Origin of the sequence: Streptomyces sp. NPDC047971 (assembly GCF_040653355.1) — a bacterium.
Lineage (GTDB): Bacteria > Actinomycetota > Actinomycetes > Streptomycetales > Streptomycetaceae > Streptomyces.
In genome coordinates, this window is record NZ_JBEZNW010000003.1 from 96,813 (window position 1) to 116,963 (window position 20,151).

Genomic DNA, 20,151 nt, shown 5'->3' on the forward strand with positions numbered 1-20,151 from the left:
TGTTGAATCCATAACGGGAGGGCGGTCCGTCAGTCGTGCCAGGGCTCCCCCGTCACCTGGTGATCGGCATGGCTGATCGCCTCGATCACCAGCCGCCTCATATGTCCGTCCGGCAGCGTGTAGACCACCCGCCGACCGTCCTTGCGGTGCTGGACGAGTCCGCCGAGCCGGAGCTTGGCCAAGTGCTGGCTCACCGCGGGCCGGGCCGCGCCGCACGCCTCCGCGAGGGCGCCGACGTCCGACTCCCCACGCGTCAGGAGCCACACCAGATGCAGGCGGGTCGGGTCGGCGAGCAGCGCGAACACTCCGGCCGCCGCGGCGAGCTCGGGAGCGCCGGGGGTGCGCTGGTGCACAACACTCGCTGGTGAGGATCCCTCGCGTTCTGCCATGGGGCCATCGTAGGCAGGGCGAAGCGAACCGCCCCCGGCGCGAGGCACCGGGGGCGGTTCGGGGAAGCGAGCGGTCAGAGCTTGTGCATCCCCTTGTACGGGCTCAGGACGCGGACCTGGGTGGCTCCGAAGTCGACGAGAAACGCACCCGTCGACTCCTGGCCGATGACCTTCCCGAGCCCGTGGCGATCGTGGGAGACGCGGTCACCGACGGCGAACTCCTTGATCACGGGGTCGACGGGGGCCGCGAAGGGGCTGGTGGACAGGTGGCGCCGAGGCGCGGATCGGTTCGTCATCGTCAGTCAGTATGCCCGCCGAGACGCCCCCGGCACAGGGGCGAGCGCCCGCCCGGTGACGAGGCCGACGGATCCCGCGAGCCCTCCGCCGGGCCCCACCCGCCTCAAGTGCCCCCGTTCCGGCGCTGGTTCGTCCGGCCGGTTCCGCTTCGCCGGGGCGGTGAAATGGACGGAGACGATCCGCCGGGCTGTACATCGCCGCCGCCCCTGTCGAGGTGACCCGCTGCGAGCACGCGGCTACGCGACCCCCGCGCGAGGGCCCGCCGGGCCGGTCCCCACCCGGGTCCGGTGGTGTCACCGCGCGGTCAGCGATCTGTCAGCCGGGCGGGTCATCGTCGGGATGCTCCGTCGAGTGCGCGGGGGTGAGAGGGAGGGACGCATGTCGTACACGATCCGGGCCGAGGGCCTGGTCAAGAGCTACGGGGACACGGTCGCGCTGGACGGCGTCGACCTGGAGCTGCGGGTCGGCGAGGTGCGGGCGCTGATCGGCCCGAACGGCGCGGGCAAGACCACCGCGATGCGGATCCTGGCCGCCCTGGAGCACCCGGACGCCGGCACCGCGACGGTCGGCGGCCACGATCTCGTACGGGACCGGGCCCGGGTCCGGGAGCTGATCGGGCCGCTCCTGCCCGGCGTCGACGGAGTCGGGGCGCTCGGCCGGCTCCTGGGCGGACCGCCGGTGCTGCTCCTGGACGAGCCGGACGCGGGGCTCGACCCGCGGGCGCGCGAGGCGCTGTGGGACGTGGTGCGGCGGCTGGCGCGGGAGGGTTCCTCGGTGCTGTTCACGACGCGGTACCCGGACGAGGCCGACGGTCTGGCCGACCGGGTCACCGTGCTCGACCGGGGCCGGACCGTCGCGGAGGGACGTCCCGACGAACTGCGGCGCCTGATCGGGGAGCCCCGGCTGTGCGTGCGCCCGACGCTGCCCGGAGACGGGGAGGCGGTGGAGCGGATCCTGACGGAGCTGTCCTGTGCCTCGCCCCGGCACGACCCCCACTCCGGTCTCTTCTCGGTGCCGGCGTCCGACCCGATGCTGCTCTCCGCGCTGGTCCGCCGTCTGGAACGCGCCGGCATCGGCACCGAGGACACGGGCATGCGCCGCCCTGGCCTGGGCGAGGTGCTCCTGGCTCTGACGGGACGAGGGGGCCGGCAGGCGCCGGGGTCGCTCCAGACCGTTGCCTCCGGAGCGAGCCGGCCGGATCCGGAGGGGACGACCTAGGTGTGTGTCGAAAGGGGCGCCGTCCGCCCGGAGGGCGGGCCGAAGCAGGCGGGACTCTCGACACACGCCCTAAGCGCCCGGCACCCGGCCCACCTCCTCGTTCAGCCGGTTCAGCGCCTCCTGTCTCGGCAGCCCGGCGCCGGCGAGGAACGCCTCGCGGTAGGCGTCCTCGCCGAGGCGTTCGGTGAGCCCGGCGACCAGCGCCCGCAGCTCCGGACTGCCCTCGTCGAAGGCGCCACGGATGGCCTCGCTCATCCCCAGAGCGGTCGCCGCGGCGGTGTGCCGGTGCTCCAGGACGAGTTGCGCGGCGAGTTGCTCCGCGATTCCGGCCAGGCCGTTGCTGTCGCCGCGAGCGGTGTAGCCGCGCAGCGCCCTGGGCAGCAGGGCTCGGGCCTCCGCGACCGCGCCCTTCGCCCGCAGGTTGCCCGCCCAGCCTGCCGCGATGATGTCCCGGGACGTCTCCTCGGGGTAGGGCAGCCAGCGTACGAGTGTCTCCATCCGCTCCAGGGCATCGTCGGCGCGGGCCAGATCGCGCGCGGCCCGGTGAGCGACGGCCAGCACCTGCAGCAGACCGGCCTCCAGCCGGCGATGGCCGCGCTCCCGGGCCTGCCGCTCCGCGGCGTGGATGTCGCGCAGTGCCCCGTCCACGTCGCCGATCCGGATCCGCTCCATGGCGAGCCGGTACTTGGTCCACATCAGGTGTTCCTCGGTACCGAGCTCGGAGCTGATCGCCACGGCCCGCTCGAAGGCCACCAGTGCCTGGTCGTGCTCGCCGCGCAGGGAATGCGTGGCGCCCGTGGGCAGCAGGCTCATCACCAGCCCCCAGCGGTCGCCGACCTCCTCGAAGCCCCGCAGCGCCTCGCGCCGTGCGTGGGCCCCGGTCTCCCTGTCCCCCTGCTCGGAGAGGACGAAGTCGTGTGCCCAGTGCGCGCCGGCCCGCACCCAGGGGTCCGGGGATTCCAGGGACTGCCGGAGCCCGCGCTCACGGTCGGCGTCACCGGCGAGCTGGGACATGCGCAGCAACGGGAGGGCCGGGTGGAAGCCGAGCACCTCCACGGTGTCGACGCTCTCCTCCGGCGCGGGCGCGGCGGCGCCCACCGCGTCCGGGGCGCCGCCGCCCGGGGAGCCCTCCGCGTCCGGGGCGCCCGCCGCGCTGCGCACGAGACCGAAGGCCAGCCGCGTCTCGTGGGGCAGCGCGTCGCCGAATTCCATGACCTCGTCGAGGAACGTCTCGAACTGCGTGGTCATGCCCCTGATCCCCCAGTACCAGAACATCGCCCGGACGAAGCGGGCGGCCATCGCCGCGTCGCGGGCGTCGAGCACGGAGCGCAGCGCGCCGACCATGTTGTCGTGCTCGGCGTCGAAGACCGCGATCGCCCGGAGCTGTTCTCCGGTGCGGAGCAGGGGTTCGAGCTCCTCGGCCAGGGCGAGGAAGTGGCCGGCGAACCGGGCTGCGACCTCGTCGCCGGACTCGGCGAGCCGGTCGGCCGCAAAGGCACGCACCGTCTCCAGCATGCGATAGCGCGGCTCGTCCTCCTCCGTGGCGGTCACCAAGGACTTCTCGACCAGGGAGCCGAGCACGTACAGCACCTCGTCGGACGGCAGGGAGTCGTCGGAGCAGACCCCTTCCAGAGCGGTGACCGTGGCGCCGCCGGGGAACACCGACAGTCGCCTGGCCAGCGCCCGTTCGGCTTCGTCGAGGAGGTCCCAGCTCCACTCGACCAGCGCGAGCAGGGTCCGCTGCCGGGGCAGCGCGGTCCGGCTGCCCGAGGTCAGGAGGCGGAAGCGGTCGTCGAGCCGGCGCGCGATCTGGTCGACGCCCATCGCGCGGAGCTTGGCCGCGGCCAGTTCCAGGGCGAGCGGCATCCCGTCGAGGCGTCGGCAGATCTCCACCACGGCGCCCACGGTGCGGTCGTCGAGCGTGAAGCCCGGCCGGACGCCCGCGGCGCGGTCGACGAACAGCCGCACCGCCGCCGATTCGGCGGCCTCGGCGAGCTCGCGCGAGCGCTCGGGAAGCTCCAGCGGGCCGAGCGGGCACAGCGCCTCGCCGGTGATGGCGAGCGCCTCCCTGCTGGTGGCGAGAATCCGCAGCCGCGGCAGTCGGTTCAGGAGCTCCTCGGCGAGTTCGGCGGCCTCCTCGACGAGGTGCTCGCAGTTGTCGAGGACGAGGACCGCCTCGCCGCCGTCGAAGAGCTCGGCCAACCGGTCGACCGGCGCCTGTGCCCGCCCGGCGTCGTAGAGCCGCCCGTCCTGGGAACCGATCGTGCCGAGCACGGCGTCAGCGAGCCGGTCACCGGGGCCCACGCCGGCCAGTGGCGCGAACCACACCCGGCCCCGCCGGTACGCGGGGTGCCTGCCGGCCGCTTCCAAGGACAGCCTGGTCTTTCCGGCACCGCCGAATCCGACGATGGTGACGAGCCGGGACGCCGCCAGCAGACCGGCGACCCGGTCGAGTTCCCGGTCGCGGCCGACGAAGCTGGTGAGCCGGGCCGGGAGGCGGCTGGGCGCCGCCTCGGGCTGGGTGGCCGACGCGGTCAGCTCCCCGCGGAGCAGAGCGAGATGCGCCTCCTGGAGTTCGGCCGAGGGGTCGACGCCGAGCTCGTCGCCGAGCCTGCCGCGCATCTGCTCGTAGACGGCGAGGGCGTCGGACTGGCGTCCCGCCGCGGACAGCGCCCGCATCCGCAGACCGGCGACGCGTTCGCTCAACGGGCGTTCGGCGCCCGCCGCTTCGAGGTCGGCGAGGACGTCGGCGTGCCGGCCGAGCCGCAGCTCCGCGTCGAAGCGGTCCTCCGCCGCCACGGCCCGCAGGTCGTCGAGGCGCGTGGCGGCGGCGCGGGCGAACGGGGCGTCCCGCACGTCCGCGAGGGCCGGGCCGCGCCACAGCGCGAGCGCCTCGGCGAGCACCGACGCCGCTTCGTCGACGCGGCCCGCGGCCAGCTCGCGCCTGCCTCGCGCGGCCAGTTCCTCGAACCGGTGGGCGTCCACGTCCTCGTCGCGCACCGAGAGCCGGTACCCGCCGGCCACGGACTCCAGCGTGGCGGCCCCGCGCAGGGCCCTGCGCAGCCGCGAGGCCAGGGCCTGGAGGGCGTTGCCCGCCTCGGCCGGGGAATCGGCGCCCCACAGTCCGTCGACGAGCGTGTCGGCGGGGACCGGCCGGCCGCCTTCGAGTGCGAGCCGGGCCAGCAGCATCCGCAGCCGCACCCCGCCGATGTCGATCGGCAGCGCCTCGTCCGTACCGGCTCCGACCGGTCCCAACAGGACAACCCTCACCGCTTCAGCCTCCCCCGGGCCACGGACGGCCTCCTCACCCGCCGGGGGTGACGGCCGCCGACTCCCCGGCGCGCGAGCGGTGTCGCCCCGCGGCCGGTCCACGCCTTCGGCGATCGGCGCCATCCTAGCGATCATGACCGGGGAGCGGCCGGGCCTTCGTCCAGGCGCCACGGAAACGCCGACGGGGCGGCGGTGGGAGGGTGCGCGGGCCCTTTCGGGACCTGCCGCACCGCTCCACCGCCGCCCCGTTCACCGGGACCCGGACGGGCCGGACCTGCGAGGTCAGGCCACGGGCACCGGGTACGTCGGGTACTCGACGCCGGAGACGTGCTGGACGACTCGGATGACCTGGCACGAGTAGCCGAACTCGTTGTCGTACCAGAGGTAGAGGATCGCGTTGTCACCGTCGACCTTGGTGGCGCCGGCGTCGATGATCGAGGCGTGGCGCGAGCCGACGAAGTCCATGGAGACGGCGTCGGGGGCGGTGGTGAAGTCGATCTGGCGCTTCAGCGGCGAGTGCAGCGAGACGTCGCGGAGGTACTCGAGGACCTCGTCGCGGGTGGTCTCGCGGCCCAGGCGCAGGCTGAGGATGGCGATCGAGACGTCCGGGACGGGGACGCGGATCGAGCTGCCGGTGATCGGCGCCTTGAGCTCGGGCAGCGCCTTGGCGACGGCGGAGGCGGCGCCGGTCTCGGTGATGACCATGTTCAGCGGCGCGGAGCGGCCACGGCGGTCGGCCTTGTGGTAGTTGTCCAGCAGGTTCTGGTCGTTGGTGAACGAGTGGACGGTCTCCACGTGGCCGCGAAGCACACCGTACTCGTCGTCCATGGCCTTCAGCGGCGGGACGATCGCGTTGGTGGTGCAGGAGGCGCAGGAGAGGATGCGCTCGTCCGGCTTCACCGTGTCGTGGTTGACGCCGTGCACGATGTTCGGGACGTCGCCCTTGCCCGGGGCGGTCAGGACGACCTTGTCGATGCCGGGACGCAGGTGCTTGGACAGGCCCTCGCGGTCGCGCCACTTGCCCGTGTTGTCGATGAGGATGGCGTCCTTGATGCCGTACGCCGTGTAGTCGACCTCGGAGGGGTCGTTGGCGTAGATCACCCGGATCGCGTTGCCGTTGGCGACGATCGTGCTGTTCGCCTCGTCGACGGTGATGGTGCCCTGGAACTGGCCGTGGATGGAGTCGCGGCGCAGCAGCGAGGCGCGCTTGACCAGGTCCTGCTCGCCGCCTCCGCGGACGACGATCGCGCGCAGGCGCAGACCGTTGCCGGAGCCGGCCTTCTCGATGAGCAGGCGGGCGACGAGGCGGCCGATGCGACCGAAGCCGTAGAGGACGACGTCGCGCCCCTCGCGGGACTCGATCTTGTTGGCACCGGTGGCACCGGCGACGGCCTCGGAGGTGAACTCCTCGACCGAGAGGCCCCGGTCGTCCGTCTTGTACTCCGCGGCGAGCATGCCGATGTCGATCTGGGAAGGACCGAGATCCAGCGCGGTGAGCGCCTGCAGGAACGGCAGCGTCTCGGTGACCGACAGCTCCTCGCCGGCGATCTGCCGGGCGAACCGGTGCGTCTTCAGGATGCTGACCACCGACTTGTTCACCAAGGAGCGGCTGTGCAGCAGGACGGTCACGTCCCGCTCACGGTGCAGCTTCCCGATGATCGGGATCATCGACTCCGCGATCTCCTCGCGGATCTTCCAGTTGGTGAACGAGTCGTCTTTGACAGTCACAGGATTATCTTTCGAGCTAGGCGGCGCTCATATGCTAACCCGACCCGCGTTTGATCGATCAAGGGGGTCCGAGGGAGAGCCTTCACGGCGCCCGCGGGAGGCTCAGAGGCACCACCGGGTGGGGGAGAAAATCCTCTTCGCGTTGTTATGTCCATCTTTCCACCGGCGCCCTATCCTCGTCGTTGTCGACGACGCGGGAGGAAGCGCGTGGAGCAGCTGCTGAGGGTCCAGAACTTCGTCGTCTCGCGGGACGGCTTCGGCGCGGGTGAGGGCCAGAGCCTCCAGAGACCGTTCGGCCACGCCGACCCCGGCACCATGTTCGCCTGGGCCGGCGCCACCGCGAGCTGGCCGAACCGCACCGATCCCGGGGGGACCCGAGGACTCGACGACTACTTCACGCGGGACTTCGCCCGCAACATCGGCGCCGAGATCATGGGCCGCAACAAGTTCGGGCCGCAGCGTGGGGCCTGGCAGGACCACGAGTGGCGCGGCTGGTGGGGCGACGAGCCCCCGTTCCACACCCCGGTCTTCGTCCTGACCCACCACGAGCGCCCGTCGTTCACGCTCTCCGACACCACCTTCCACTTCGTCGACGGCTCCCCCGCCGCCGTCCTCGCGCGGGCGAAGGAGGCGGCACGGGGCAAGGACGTCCGCCTCGGCGGCGGGGCGAGCACCATCCGGGAGTTCCTGGAGGCCGACCTCGTCGACACCCTGCACGTGGCGGTCTCGGAGGTGGAGCTGGGATCCGGGGTACGGCTCTGGGAGACGCCCGAGGAGCTGCTCGACCGCTTCCACCTGGAGGTCGTGCCCAGTCCCAGCGGCGTGACGCACCACCTCTTCTGGCGGAAGTGAGCGGAAGCGGCACGAGCGCCCGGCGCGTCCCCGCGCCACCGATGACTTCCGGCACCCCGCGGCGTCTACCGTCGGTAGGGAGCCACCGTCGGACACCCCCGTGGAGCGTCACATGAGGAAGATCGTCTCCCAGCTGTTCATCTCGCTCGACGGAGTCGTCGAGGACCCGCACCTCTGGCACTTCCCGTACTTCGACGACGCGATGGGTGTCGCGGTCGACGCCGTCATCGGCCGGGCGGACACCCTCCTCCTGGGGCGCCGGACGTACGACAGCTTCGCCGGGGCCTGGCCCGAGCGGGAGGCGGCGGGAGGCGAGGACGCCGCCTTCGCCAAGGTCATCGGCGACGCCCGGAAGATCGTCGTCTCACGCCGGCCGCTCACCTTCACCTGGCGGAACTCCGAGCAGCACCGGGGCGATCTCCTCGACGCGGTCAGGGCGCTGAAGAACGAGCCCGACGGCAGCCGGATCGCGATCAGCGGCTCGGTCTCCCTCGTACGGCAGCTCCTCGCCGCGGGACTGCTGGACGAGCTGAACCTCCTGGTGCACCCCATCGCCGTACGCAAGGGGATGCGGCTCTTCGACGAGGCCGAGACGCCGACACCGCTGAAGCTGCTCTCCTCCGAGACCTTCCCCACCGGGGTCCTCAACCTGGTGTACGCCCCCGCGGGCCGGGCGGCCGAGGGCGGCTACGACGAGGCCGTGACGCACCTGCCCCGCTCCGAGGGGTAGGCCGCGGGGCGGGCCCGTCGGCCGGCCGTGTCCACCTGGTGAACAGGCGGGTGGCGGATCTTCTCGGTCCGTCCGGAAAACCGCAGGTCACAGGGGTGCGGTCGGAGCGTCAGGTGGCGCAATACTGCGGCAACACCATCCGGGCCACCGCGCCGGTACGTTCCCAGACATGTCAGCCGAACCCACCCCCGCCGCCCTGCCGGTCGCCGCCGCGCGTCGTCGGCGGCTGCGCGCGGACCGGGCCCGGCAACTCGCCGACCTGCTGCGGCACCAGATCCTGACGGGCGGTTTCCCCGGCGGCGTCCTGCCGCTGGAGGACGCCATCGCCGCCGACTTCCGCGCCAGCCGCAACACCGTCCGGCAGGCCCTGGACCTGCTGCGCGGCGAGCAGCTCGTCGAGCGGCAGCCGGGGGTCGGAACCGTCGTGGTGTGCGAGAAGTACCCCCACGGCCTGGACCGGCTGCAGGGGCTGGCCGAGACCCTGCACGAGCACGGCCGGGTCACCAACGAGGTGCGCACGGTCGGGCCGGTCGCCGCCTCCGGCCCGGTCGCCCACCGGCTGGGCCTCCCCGAGCACACCGACGTGCTCTGCATCGAGCGGCTGCGCCGGCTGAACGGACTCCCGCTCTCCCTCGACCTGTCCTATCTGCCCATGGACATCGGCGGTGAACTCCTCGGCTGCGACCTGGAGAACACCGACGTGTTCCGGCTCCTGGAGACGGTGACCGGCGGCCCGCTGGGGCATGCCGAGATCACCCTCGAAGCGGTCAACGCCGACGCGCACTCCGCCGCCGTGCTCCAGGCCCCGCGCGGGGCCGCCGTCCTGATGCTGGAACGGCTGACCTGTCTGCCCGACGGACGACCGGTGGACCTGGAGTTCATCCGGTTCCGCGGCGACCGCATCACCATGAGCGGCGTGCTGCGCCGCTCCCTCTGAGCCCCGCCCCACCTCCTCCCTTCCGCCCCTTCCCGGAGACAGCCATGCCTCTCGTGCCGCAGCGCGCCGACGTGCCCGTGACCATCGACGAGTCCAAGTGCATCGACGGCTGCACCCTCTGCGTCGACATGTGTCCGCTCGACTCGCTCGCCATCCGCGAGGACGACGGCAAGGCGTACATGCACGTGGACGAGTGCTGGTACTGCGGCCCGTGCGCGGCCCGCTGCCCCACCGGCGCGGTGACCGTCAACATGCCCTATCTGCTCCGGTGAAAGGCCCGACTCCCATGCCAGACAAGAAGACCCCGACGCGTCGCCCGCTCCTCCCGCTGCTCGCGCTCGCCCTGCTCGTCCCGTCGGCCACCGCCTGCGCCGGAGCCGCGGGCGCCGACGACGCGGACGGCGCACGGACGGTCACCGTGACCGTCGGCTACCAGTCGAAGACCATCAACACCGTCACGGCCGGCACTCTGCTGCGCTCCCTCGGCTACTTCGAGGAGGAGCTCGCCGCCCGTGGGAAGAAGGACGGCGTCACCTACAAGGTCGCGTGGCAGGACTACGCGACCGGTGCGCCGATCACCGCCCAGATGACCGCCGGCAAGATCGACATCGGCTCCATGGGCGACTTCCCGCTGCTCATCAACGCGGCCCGCGGCAAGCAGCTCAAACAGCCCACGCGCTTGGTCTCGGTCACCGGCTACAACCTGCGCGGCGGGCTCAACACCGTGGTCACCGCTCCTGGTTCGCCGGTGCGCTCGCTGGCCGACCTGCGCGGCAGGAAGGTGTCCACCAGCGTCGGCTCGGCCGCCGACGGCACCCTGGTGCGCGCCCTCCGGCGCGCGGGCGTCGACCCGGAGAAGGACATCCGGAAGCTGAACCAGCAGCCCAGCGTCGGCGCGTCGGCGCTGACCGCCGGCAGCGCCGACGCGCTCTCCCAGTTCGTCGCCTGGCCCGGGCTGCTGGCCTTCCAGGGCCGTGCCACGGCGCTGTACGACGGTGCCGAGCTGAACCTGCCGACGTTCCACGGGGTCACCGTCCGGGAGGAGTTCGCCACGGAGCGGGCGGGGATCCTCGACGACTTCCTCACCGCGCAGCGGCGGGCCACCGATCATCTGCGCGCCCACCCGGTCGCGGCGGCCGAGTCGGTCGCCAGGGAGACCGGGCTTCCGGCCGAGGTCGTCTATCTCTACAACGGCGCCCACGGCATCGCCACCTTCGACCCGGCGCTCCGCCCGGAGCTGATCGCCGCGCTGAAGGAGGACGTACCGCTGCTGAAGGCGGCCGGTCTCGTGGGTGACGTCGACGTGGACGCGTTCGTCGACCCGGCGCCGCTGAAGCGGGCCGTGCCGGCCCCGGCGTACCCGAGGGCGACCGCCGCCAAGCCCGAGCTGTGGCTGAAGGGGCAGAGCACCACCCGTACGTTCGACAGCCCGAAGGAGCTGTTGAGGGCCGCCGAGGGCGCGGACGTGCGGGCCGCCTACGTCCCGGACGCGGTGACCGGCACGCTGTGGTTCGCCGACAGGGCGGTGTGGGTCGCCGACGGCGCCGAGCTGCGCGCCTTCGTCACCCCGTCCGGAGCCCGGGCGTACGTCGCCGCGCACGCCGGGTCCCGGATCGTCGACCACGCGACCGCCGTCGGCCTGGCGTCATGAGCGCGGGCCGCTGGCTGCTCCGCGCGGCCTCGATCGGGGCCGCCCTCGGACTGTGGCAGTTGCTGACCTCCCTCGACGTCACCCTGTGGCTGCGGTTCGAGCAGTTCCCGACCGTCGGCGAGGTGGCCTCCGCCTTCGCCGACCGGGTCGGCACGGCCGCGTACTGGCAGGACCTGGGGCACAGCGTGCGACGGATCGTGGTCGGCTTCCTGCTGGCCGCGGTGCTCGGGGTGGCGGTCGGCACCGCCGTCGCCCGCTCCCGGTGGGCGGCCGACCTGCTGGGCCCGCTCCTCGAGGTCGTCCGGCCTGTACCGGCCATCGCCCTCGTCCCGGTCGCGATCCTGCTGCTGCCCACCAACGAGCAGGGCATCGTCTTCATCACCCTCACCGCCGCGTTCTTCCCCGTCCTGGTGTCGACCCGGCACGCGGTGCGCGCGCTCTCCCCGGTGTGGGAGGAGGCCGTGCTGACCATGGGCGGCGGCCGGGCGCGCGTGCTGTTCTCGGTCGTGCTGCCCGGAGCGCTGCCGGGCATCTTCGGCGGCCTCTCCGTGGGCATCGGCGTCTCGTGGATCTGTGTGATCTCCGCGGAGATGATCTCGGGCGAGTACGGGGTGGGCTACCGCACCTGGCAGGAGTACACGGTCGTCGACTACCCGGGGGTCTTCGTCGGCATGGTCACCATCGGCGCCCTCGGCTGGCTCACCTCCACCGCGGTGGAGCTCCTGGGCCGCCGCGTCACCTCCTGGCTGCCCAGGCCCGCCGCGCGGCCGGCGGCGCCCCGCGCCTCGCGTACGCCGCTCGGCCACCGGGCCTCCCGCACCCCCCTCGTACCCGCCCGCGCCGGCGTCCCCGTCCACGACCCGGAGAAGGAGTCGGTCTCATGAGCAGCGCCCCCGCCGGCCTCGCGTCCGTGCCCACCGGCGCGGAACTCGCCCTGGACGACGTCCGGCTCGGCCACGCGGACGGTACGACGGTGTTCACCGCCGCCGGACTGCGGATCGCGCCGGGAGAGCTGCTGGCCGTGGTCGGCCCGTCCGGCTGCGGCAAGTCCACGCTGCTGCGCACCCTCGCCGGACTGCTGCCCGCGCTCGGCGGGCGGGTGACCCAGGACGGGGAGCCGATCGGCGGACCCGCCGCGGACCGGGCGCTGGTCTTCCAGCACGACGCCCTGCTGCCCTGGCGGACCGTCCGCGCCAATGTGGAGCTGCCGTTGGCGATCCGCCGGGTCCCGCGCCCCGAACGGCGGCGGTCCGCGACCGAGTGGCTGGACCGGGTCGGCCTCGCCGGTCACGGCCACAAGCTGCCGCACCAGTTGTCCGGTGGCCAGCGCCAGCGCGTCCAGCTGGCCCGCGCCCTGGCCGGCCGGCCCCGCGCGGTGCTGATGGACGAACCCTTCGGCGCGCTCGACGCGCACACCCGCGCCGAGATGCAGGACCTCCTCGTCGACATCCTGCGCGGCACGGGGGCGACCGTCGTCTTCGTCACCCACGACGTGGACGAGGCCGTCCACCTCGGCGACCGCGTCGCGCTCCTTCCGTCCGGCCGGGTGCTCGACGTCCCGCACCCGCGGCAGCGGGACGCGCGCCGGGCGCCCGCCACGGCCGAGCTGCGTCGGCGCATCCTCGCTTCCCTCTGAAAGGCATTCCGTGGACACCCCACCGGCCCCGGCCGCTCCTCTGACCATCCCGGCCCTCGCCGACGCGACCGAACTGTCCTGCGACGTCCTCGTCATCGGCGGCGGCACCGCGGGCACCATGGCCGCGCTGACGGCCGCCGGGCGCGGCGCGAACGTCCTGCTCCTGGAGAAGGCGCACGTCCGGCACTCCGGTGCCCTCGCCATGGGCATGGACGGGGTCAACAACGCCGTCGTGCCGGGCCGGGCCGAACCCGACGACTACGTCGCCGAGATCACCCGCGCCAACGACGGCATCGTCGACCAGTCGACCGTCCGGCAGACCGCGACCCGCGGCTTCGCGATGGTCCGGCGACTGGAGTCGTACGGGGTGAAGTTCGAGAAGGACGAGCACGGCGAGTACGCGGTCCGCCAGGTGCACCGCTCCGGTTCGTACGTGCTGCCGATGCCGGAGGGCAAGGACGTCAAGAAGGTCCTCTACCGGCAGTTGCGGCGCCGGGAGATGCGGGAGCGGATCCGTATCGAGAACCGGGTCATGCCCGTGCGGGTGCTCACCCACCCGGACGACGGCCGCGCCGTCGGCGCGGCCGGGTTCCACACCCGCACCGGCGAGTTCGTCGTCGTCCGGGCCGGCGCGGTCATCCTCGCCACGGGCGCGTGCGGCCGGCTCGGGCTGCCCGCCTCCGGCTATCTGTACGGGACGTACGAGAACCCGACCAACGCCGGTGACGGGTACGCCATGGCGTACCACGCGGGGGCGGCCCTGACCGGCATCGAGTGCTTCCAGGTCAATCCGCTGATCAAGGACTACAACGGGCCGGCCTGCGCCTATGTGGCGAACCCGTTCGGCGGTTACCAGGTGAACCGGCACGGCGAGCGGTTCGTGGAGTCCGACTACTGGTCGGGGCAGATGATGGCCGAGTTCGCGGCCGAACTCGCCTCCGACCGGGCCCCGGTGTACCTCAAGCTCAGCCATCTGCCCGAGGAGACGATCGGCGCCGTCGAGTCGATCCTGCACACGACGGAGCGCCCCACCCGCGGCACCTTCCACGAGGGCCGGGGGCACGACTACCGCACCCACGACATCGAGATGCACATCTCGGAGATCGGCCTGTGCGGCGGGCACTCCGCCTCGGGGGTACGGGTGGACGACCACGCCAGGACCACGGTGCCCCGGCTGTACGCGGCCGGAGACCTGGCCTGCGTGCCGCACAACTACATGATCGGGGCCTTCGTCTACGGAGATCTGGCGGGCGAGGACGCCTCCCGGTACCGGGCGTACGAGGGCGAGTTGCCGGGGGACCAGCTGGCCGCCGCCCATGAGCTCGCCTACCGGCCGCTGCTCAACCCCGACGGGCCGCCGCAGCCGCAGGTGGAGTACAAGCTGCGACGGTTCGTGAACGACTATGTGGCACCGCCGAAGACCGGGGCGAAGCTGTCCCTGGCGGTGGAGGCGTTCGACCGGATGTCGAAGGAGATCACGGGGATGGGGGCGCGCACCGCGCACGAGTTGATGCGCTGCGCCGAGGTGTCGTTCATCCGGGACTGCGCGGAGATGGCGGCGCGTGCCTCGCTGGCCCGCACCGAGTCGCGCTGGGGGCTCTACCACGAGCGCCTCGACCACCCGGAGCGGGACGACACGGGCTGGCTGCACCACCTGGACCTGCGCAAGTCGGCGTACGGTGCGATGGAGTTCACGGCCCGGCCGGTCGAGCCCTACGTCGTCCCGGTCCCGGAGTTCACGCCCGAGCAGGGGCCGGAGCGGTGGCTCGGCGAGGTGCGGCTGGTCCCGACGGCCACGGCGGGCCGGCGGGACGCGGCTCCGGCGGCGCGACGGGACGACACCGCACCGGACGCGTCCCCGTCCGGCGCGCCGGCCCCGGACGTGTCCCCGACCGCCGGGTCCGGGGCGGCCGGCCCGGACACCGCCGACGGGCCGAGCCCCGCCCTCCTGCGGCTGCTCGCCCTCGCGGAGGAGTCGCCCGACCTGGGGGCGCTCCGCCCCTACCTCACCGACGGCGATCCCGCCGTCCGCTCGGCCGCCGTCGTGGCTCTCGGGGAGACCTTCCCCGCCGGCGCCGGTCCGGCGCTCGCGGAACGGCTGCGGGACACCGCGCCCCAGGTCCGGCACGCGGCCGCGGCCGCCCTGCGCGAGCTGGTGGAGGTGCTGCCCGCGGAGGCGGAGCTGGGGGACGCGCTGCGCGCGGCGCTCGTCGTGACCGATCGGGGCGTCCGGTCCGCGGCGCTGGAGGTCCTGCGTGCCCTGCGCCTCGCCGACGCCGCGGTGTACGCCGGGGCGCTCGCCGACGCCGACATCGACGTCCGTATCCACGCCGTGCGGGCGCTGGTCTCGGTGGACGCCGTGCCCGAGCTGGTGGTGGCCGCGGGGGACCCGGCCCGCGAGGTCCGGGTCGCCGTGGCCCGAGGTCTGGCGGCCGTGCGCGAACCGGCGCCCGCTCCGCTGCTGCCCCTGCTCGACGACGCCGACCCCCTGGTCAGGGGCGCCGCGCTCGCCTCGCTGGCGACGACGGGCTGCCCGCCCGAGTACGCCCGGGCGGCCACGGCCGCGCTCGTCGAGCCCGCCTGGCAGGTCCGCGCGGGCGCCGCGACCGCGCTCCGGGCGGCGCCCGCCGTCCAGGCCGTCCCCACGCTGGCCAAGGCCCTGGCCGACCCGAACGCGGACGTCCGCAAGGCCGCGGTCCTCTCCCTCGTCCCGCACCGGGAGGCCCCGGAGGCCCGCGCCGCGCTCTCGTCCGTCCTCACGGACCCCGACGCCGACGTCCGGGCCCACGCCGCCCGGGCGCTCTCCTGAGCCGGGCCGCGCCAGGGGCGCCATGTCGATCAGGCCGGACCGGCCGGACGCCGATCAGGCCGGACCGGCCGGACGCCGGTCGGTCCGAACCGGCCGGAGGGCGGGCATCCGCTAGGCGGTCCGGGTCGCCGAGAGGACGCCTATCTTGTCGATGCGGTGCTCGGGGTTGCCCTGGGCGTCCCGCCAGAAGTTGCCCGCCGCGTCGTCCTCCGGCGTCGCACAGGTGGAGAGGGTGATCATGGCGCGGGTGGGCTTCTCACCCGGTTCTCCGGGGACCGCGGCGCGCTGCTCGGCGAGGGAGGCGGCGGAGCGGAAGGAAGTCGTCCGCGTCTCGGTGATCGTGTACTCGTAGACGGTGTCCCCGAAGGTGACCTGGACCTTGTCGCCGACGCCGACCGAGGGCAGGTCGCGCATGGGCCCGCCGGCGGAGAGCCGGTGGGCGGTCACGAGGTAGTTGCCGATCTCGCCGGGGCCGACGCCGCCCCGCTCGCCGTACGGGCTCGCGGCCACGCCACGGTCCTGTATCCGGGTCCCGGCCGGGTCGTCGGTCGTGCCCTCGTACGGCACGACGGTCAGCTCCTGGATCCCGATCGACGGTATGGCCATCTCGGCGTTCCGTGACCTCTTGCTGGGGTCCGGCTCGGGCGCCTGCGACGAGGGCGTGGCGGTGGGCGCCTGAGCGGCGGGGGCGGAGGCCGCGGGCGTCGTGCCGGAGGCGGGTCCGGACGTGAGGGCCGTACGGGCCGTGTCCTCGCCGCTCGCGGCCGCCGAACAGCCGACGAGCGCGACGAGCACGGCGACGACGGTCGCGGCGGTGGCGCGGCGGGTTCCTCGGGCTCTGTCCATGGCCTTCCGAAGGGTCGCTCGACACGCTCGGCCATCGGCTTCGCGGCATCGACATAGGTCGTGTCAGCTGCCAAAACGACAGGAATCGAGCATGTATTCCCCGGCCGGCCGGGTCAAGGCCCGGACCGACGCCCGCCCGCCGCCGACGCGGGCCGCGGCGACGGCGGGCGTGCGGCGACGGCGGGCGTGCGGCGCCCTACGTCAGTCGCGCCGCTCCGAAGGAGACGTCGAAGCGGTCGCACCAGATGGTGACGCTGCTGAAGCCGGACGGATCGACACCCGCGGGGACGGCGTAGTTCTGGTCGCCCCTGTTGCCCTTGAGCTTGCCGAGACTGACGTACTTCCCGTCGTCGAAGACGCGCCAGCCGGCCACGCCCTCCTTGACCGGCGCGTCGGTGAGCCAGACGCGCAGGTCCGGGCCGTTGCTGGTCTCCAGGCCCTCCAGCCGCACGGTGTGCGTGCCGTCGGGCAGCCGGATGAGCTTCACCGTCCCGGTGGTCGCGTGCTCATGGCTGATGAGGCTGCCCCGCGCGACCGTCCGCGGCTCCTCCGGCACGGAGGGCGACGGAGCCCCCGCGTCCGGAGCGGGAGCCGTCGTGGGGAGCGCTTCGCGCACGGTCTCGTCCTGCCACAGCTTCCAGGGCTGGAACCAGAAGAGCCCGACCGCCGTCAGGGCGATCGTCACGATCACCACGCCCGCCACCAGAGGCCCTCGTCGTCGGTTCTGCCGTCCCATGGCCGCCCTCCCCCTTCGTTCTCCGTTGCCCGCCCATTCAACGGGGTGAGAGGGGCTGGGGGCCACCGACGGACCGGTGACGGAATTCTTACGTCCCGCGGCTCCTCCCGGGAGACCGCCTCGGCCGTCAGCCGACCGACGTGTCCCCGAGCGAGAGCAGGAGGCGACGCAGCTGCCCCGCCAGGTCGTCGCACTCCTCCCGGTCGAAGAGCCCCAGGATGCGGGCCTCGTTGAGGAGGTGGTCCCTCATGTAGTCGCGGGTGATCTCATGGCCGCGCTCGGTGAGGCGGATCTTCACCGAGCGGCGGTCCTCGGTGTCCCGGATCCGCTCGACGAGGCCCTTGGCCTCCATGCGGTCGATCCGGTTGGTGATCGCGCCGGAGGTGACCATGGACGCCTTGCGGAAGGCCCCGGCGGTCAGTTCGTACGGCGGACCCGACCGCTGCAGGGTGCTCAGGACGTCGAACTCGCCCAGCTCCAGGTTGCGTTCGGCGGCGAAGGCGCGGAACTCCTTCTCCAGCACCACGCCGAGGCGCTGGAGGCGGCCGAGCACCTCCACGGGCCAGAGCGCCTCGGTCAGGTCGGGCCGCTCCTCGACCCATTGCCCGATGATGCCGTCCACGGCGTCGCCGCCCGCCGCGCCGCGCTCCTCGTCGCCCATGACGTGTCCTCCTCGGTGATGTCGCCTCCACCCGAGAATATCTCAACGTTGACTCACTTGACGTTGAGTGAACGTCGATGTTTTTATCTCAACGTTGACATTGTCGACGCTGAACGGATGGCCCGTTCACCCCCGTACCACCGACCCACGAGCGCCCAGGGAGCACCATGTCCGCCGCCGTATCCGCACCACGTCCCACCGTCGCGACGCCGCCCCGCAGGGTCCCGGCCCTCTGGCTGGCACTCCTCGCCGCGCCCATCGCCACAGGCGCCAACGCGCCCGTCCTGATCCTGCCGGACATCGCCCACTCGTTAGCGGTCTCCACCACCCAGGCGACGTGGATGGTCACCGCCTTCGCCTGGGCCATGACGGTCGGAACGCCCCTTTCCGCGGCGCTCGTCCGCCACCGCGGCCTGCGGGTGGCCCTCCTCGCCGCCGCGATCACCACGCTCGTCGGCACCCTGGTCGTCGTGGCCGCGCCCTGGTTCCCGCTGGCGCTGCTCGGCCGGGCCGCACAGGCGGCGGGCGGCGCGGGGCTGGTGGCCGTCGCGATGAACCTCGCCGGCTCCACCCGGCGCATGGGGGCGATCACCGCCGGGTTCGGCGTCCTGGGCGCCGTGGGTCCGCTCCTCGGCTCCGTCCTCGCGGACGCGGCCGACTGGCGGATCTCGCTCACCCTCTCCGCCCTCGCCCTCCTCGCGGTACCCGTGATCTGGCGCCGCACCGCGCGCTCCGCACCCGGACGGTCCCCGCTCCCCGTGCCGTTCGACGCGGTCGGCGCCGGGCTGGTCGTGGCGGTCGTGTCCGGACTCGTCCTGATCCCCACCGTTCCCCTCGCCGGCGGAGTCACCGCCGCGGCCGCGCTCGTCCCGCTCGGGCTCCACATACGGCGCCGCCCGGACGGGTTCGTACCGGCCGCCGTGCTGCGCTCGCGTACGTTCCTCGGCTCGGCCCTGCTCGCCTTCGCGTTCTCCACCTCCTACTTCGTCCTTCTCTTCGCCCTCCCCCGGCTCGCGCAGCGCCGGACGGGCTGGAGCGTCGAGGCCATCGGCACGGGACAGCTGGTCGCGCTCCTCACCGGCTCGGCCCTCTCCTGGCTGCTCGCCTCGGCTGCGGTACGACTGGGCCACCGCACGGTGCTGGCCCTGCTCGTCGCGGTCGGCGTGGCCGCGCCGCTCACGGCCGCCCTCGCTTCCTGGGGGCCGGCGCTGCTGCTGGCCGCGGCGGGCGCCGTGTTCGTCGCCACCGGCTCCAACGCCGTCCTGTCGGTCCGCGCCTCCCAGCCCGCGCCTGCGGCGCAACGGCCTGCGGCCATCGGCCTGTTCGTCCTCTTCTACCAACTCGGCGGCGCGATCGGCCCTGCCCTCGCCGCGCTGCTCGTCCTCGGCTGACCTCCCGGCGTCGCGCGGACCCGGCCATGGCGAAGGCCCCGGCTCGACGAGCCGGGGCCGCGCCGTACCGACGACACCACCGACCGACCTGTCGGCAGTACCTCCCCCAGGGCTCCGGGCCCCCTGTCCGCCGGCGGTGAACACCCGTCCGGGCGGACGTGACGGTCACTACCGTCCTGTCGCATGACGACGGTCACCACGCGTGCGGTGGAGTACGCAGCCGACAACCTGCCGATGATCGGGCACCTCGCGCTCCCGGCCGGTGCCGATCGCCGGCCCGCGGTCCTGATCGGACCCGAGGGGATGGGGCTCAGCGACGTCGAGCGCCGCCGGGCCGAGGCCCTGGCGGAGCTGGGGTACGTGGCGCTGGCCTTCGACCTGCACGGTGGGCGCTATCTGAGCGATCCCCAGGAGATGCTGGCCCGTTGCCTGCCGCTGCTCTCCGATCCCGACCGGATGCGGTCCGTCGGCCACGGGGCGCTGGACGTGTTGCGGGCCGAACCGCGGGCCGACCTCGACCGCGTCGCGGCCGTCGGATACGGCACCGGGGGCGCCATCGCGTTGGAACTCGGGCGCGACGGCGTCGATCTGCGCGCGATCGGGACGGTCAACGCACTGACCACGGGCCGACCGGGCGAGGCGGCACGCATTCGCTGCCCGGTGTGGGCCGGAGTCGGTTCGGAGGACCCGATCATGCCGCCCGCGCAGCGGGAGGCGTTCACCGCCGAGATGCAGGCCGCGGGCGTCGACTGGCGCCTCACGGTCTACGGCGGAGCCCTGCACGCCTTCCACCACCCGCCGGTCGACCACGCCGCGCCCCCCGGTGTCGGCTATCACCCGCGGCACGCGCGGCGAGCCTGGCACGACGTCGTCGCCCTGCTCACCGAGTGCCTGCCCGTGACGCCGTGACGCCGTGATGTGATCGACCACCGATCGCTCGTGCCCGGCATACACGTCCCGGACGCGCCGGCCCCGTTCTGCGGAGCCGAACCGGCGGCGG

18 protein-coding genes are annotated in these 20,151 nt (G+C 73.5%); 11 read left to right on the plus strand and 7 right to left on the minus strand.

Annotated elements, in window-relative coordinates; genetic code table 11:
* Positions 1–29: 29 nt before the first annotated feature.
* Both AB0D99_RS04585 and AB0D99_RS04590 read right to left on the minus strand, forming a co-directional pair.
* Positions 30–389, minus strand: coding sequence for a metalloregulator ArsR/SmtB family transcription factor (locus AB0D99_RS04585; protein WP_362356860.1), 360 nt, complete (start codon positions 387–389; stop codon positions 30–32).
* A 74-nt stretch (positions 390–463) separates the two neighbouring features.
* Complete coding sequence (locus AB0D99_RS04590) at positions 464–685, minus strand: hypothetical protein (protein ID WP_362356862.1); 222 nt, start codon at positions 683–685, stop codon at positions 464–466.
* A 379-nt stretch (positions 686–1,064) separates the two neighbouring features.
* On the opposite strand from AB0D99_RS04590, the gene AB0D99_RS04595 reads away from it, so the two are divergent.
* Positions 1,065–1,904, plus strand: a complete 840-nt coding sequence (locus tag AB0D99_RS04595) for an AAA family ATPase (RefSeq protein ID WP_362356864.1) — start codon at positions 1,065–1,067, stop codon at positions 1,902–1,904.
* 69 nt (positions 1,905–1,973) lie between these two features.
* Here AB0D99_RS04595 and AB0D99_RS04600 read toward each other — a convergent pair whose 3' ends face one another.
* Positions 1,974–5,159 carry a BTAD domain-containing putative transcriptional regulator gene (locus tag AB0D99_RS04600; RefSeq protein WP_362356866.1) on the minus strand — a complete coding sequence of 1,062 codons (3,186 nt, stop codon included), beginning with the start codon at positions 5,157–5,159 and terminating at the stop codon, positions 1,974–1,976.
* A 297-nt stretch (positions 5,160–5,456) separates the two neighbouring features.
* Positions 5,457–6,902, minus strand: a complete 1,446-nt coding sequence (locus AB0D99_RS04605; RefSeq protein ID WP_362356868.1) for a glyceraldehyde-3-phosphate dehydrogenase — start codon at positions 6,900–6,902, stop codon at positions 5,457–5,459.
* A gap of 207 nt (positions 6,903–7,109) precedes the next feature.
* On the opposite strand from AB0D99_RS04605, the gene AB0D99_RS04610 reads away from it, so the two are divergent.
* The 8 genes from AB0D99_RS04610 to AB0D99_RS04645 all read left to right on the plus strand — a co-directional run bounded on the left by AB0D99_RS04610 (position 7,110) and on the right by AB0D99_RS04645 (position 15,517).
* Positions 7,110–7,754 carry a dihydrofolate reductase family protein gene (locus AB0D99_RS04610; protein ID WP_362356870.1) on the plus strand — a complete coding sequence of 215 codons (645 nt, stop codon included), beginning with the start codon at positions 7,110–7,112 and terminating at the stop codon, positions 7,752–7,754.
* Between the two features lie 112 nt (positions 7,755–7,866).
* Complete coding sequence (locus AB0D99_RS04615; protein WP_362356872.1) at positions 7,867–8,484, plus strand: dihydrofolate reductase family protein; 618 nt, start codon at positions 7,867–7,869, stop codon at positions 8,482–8,484.
* 169 nt (positions 8,485–8,653) lie between these two features.
* A complete protein-coding gene (locus tag AB0D99_RS04620) occupies positions 8,654–9,421 on the plus strand; it encodes a GntR family transcriptional regulator (RefSeq protein ID WP_362356874.1) in 768 nt (255 codons plus the stop codon).
* 44 nt (positions 9,422–9,465) lie between these two features.
* Positions 9,466–9,693, plus strand: a complete 228-nt coding sequence (locus AB0D99_RS04625) for a ferredoxin family protein (protein WP_017236562.1) — start codon at positions 9,466–9,468, stop codon at positions 9,691–9,693.
* 14 nt (positions 9,694–9,707) lie between these two features.
* Positions 9,708–11,072 carry an ABC transporter substrate-binding protein gene (locus AB0D99_RS04630; RefSeq protein ID WP_362356877.1) on the plus strand — a complete coding sequence of 455 codons (1,365 nt, stop codon included), beginning with the start codon at positions 9,708–9,710 and terminating at the stop codon, positions 11,070–11,072.
* Positions 11,069–11,956, plus strand: coding sequence for an ABC transporter permease (locus AB0D99_RS04635; RefSeq protein WP_362356879.1), 888 nt, complete (start codon positions 11,069–11,071; stop codon positions 11,954–11,956). Before AB0D99_RS04630 ends, AB0D99_RS04635 begins: the two co-directional genes overlap by 4 nt.
* A complete protein-coding gene (locus AB0D99_RS04640; protein WP_362356881.1) occupies positions 11,953–12,708 on the plus strand; it encodes an ABC transporter ATP-binding protein in 756 nt (251 codons plus the stop codon). Before AB0D99_RS04635 ends, AB0D99_RS04640 begins: the two co-directional genes overlap by 4 nt.
* 10 nt (positions 12,709–12,718) lie before the next feature.
* On the plus strand, positions 12,719–15,517 hold the full coding sequence (locus AB0D99_RS04645) for a fumarate reductase/succinate dehydrogenase flavoprotein subunit (protein ID WP_362356883.1): 2,799 nt from the start codon (positions 12,719–12,721) through the stop codon (positions 15,515–15,517).
* A gap of 111 nt (positions 15,518–15,628) precedes the next feature.
* Here the strand turns inward: AB0D99_RS04645 and AB0D99_RS04650 are convergent, their stop codons facing one another.
* The 3 genes from AB0D99_RS04650 to AB0D99_RS04660 form a co-directional block, all read right to left on the minus strand.
* A complete protein-coding gene (locus tag AB0D99_RS04650) occupies positions 15,629–16,363 on the minus strand; it encodes a class E sortase (protein ID WP_362356885.1) in 735 nt (244 codons plus the stop codon).
* A gap of 196 nt (positions 16,364–16,559) precedes the next feature.
* A complete protein-coding gene (locus AB0D99_RS04655; protein WP_362356887.1) occupies positions 16,560–17,099 on the minus strand; it encodes a DM13 domain-containing protein in 540 nt (179 codons plus the stop codon).
* Positions 17,100–17,226: 127 nt separating this feature from the next.
* Complete coding sequence (locus AB0D99_RS04660; protein WP_362356889.1) at positions 17,227–17,760, minus strand: MarR family transcriptional regulator; 534 nt, start codon at positions 17,758–17,760, stop codon at positions 17,227–17,229.
* Between the two features lie 167 nt (positions 17,761–17,927).
* Here AB0D99_RS04660 and AB0D99_RS04665 point away from each other — a divergent pair, with 167 nt between their 5' ends.
* Complete coding sequence (locus tag AB0D99_RS04665) at positions 17,928–19,151, plus strand: MFS transporter (protein ID WP_362356891.1); 1,224 nt, start codon at positions 17,928–17,930, stop codon at positions 19,149–19,151.
* Between the two features lie 183 nt (positions 19,152–19,334).
* On the plus strand, positions 19,335–20,060 hold the full coding sequence (locus AB0D99_RS04670) for a dienelactone hydrolase family protein (protein WP_362356893.1): 726 nt from the start codon (positions 19,335–19,337) through the stop codon (positions 20,058–20,060).
* Positions 20,061–20,151: the final 91 nt, after the last annotated feature.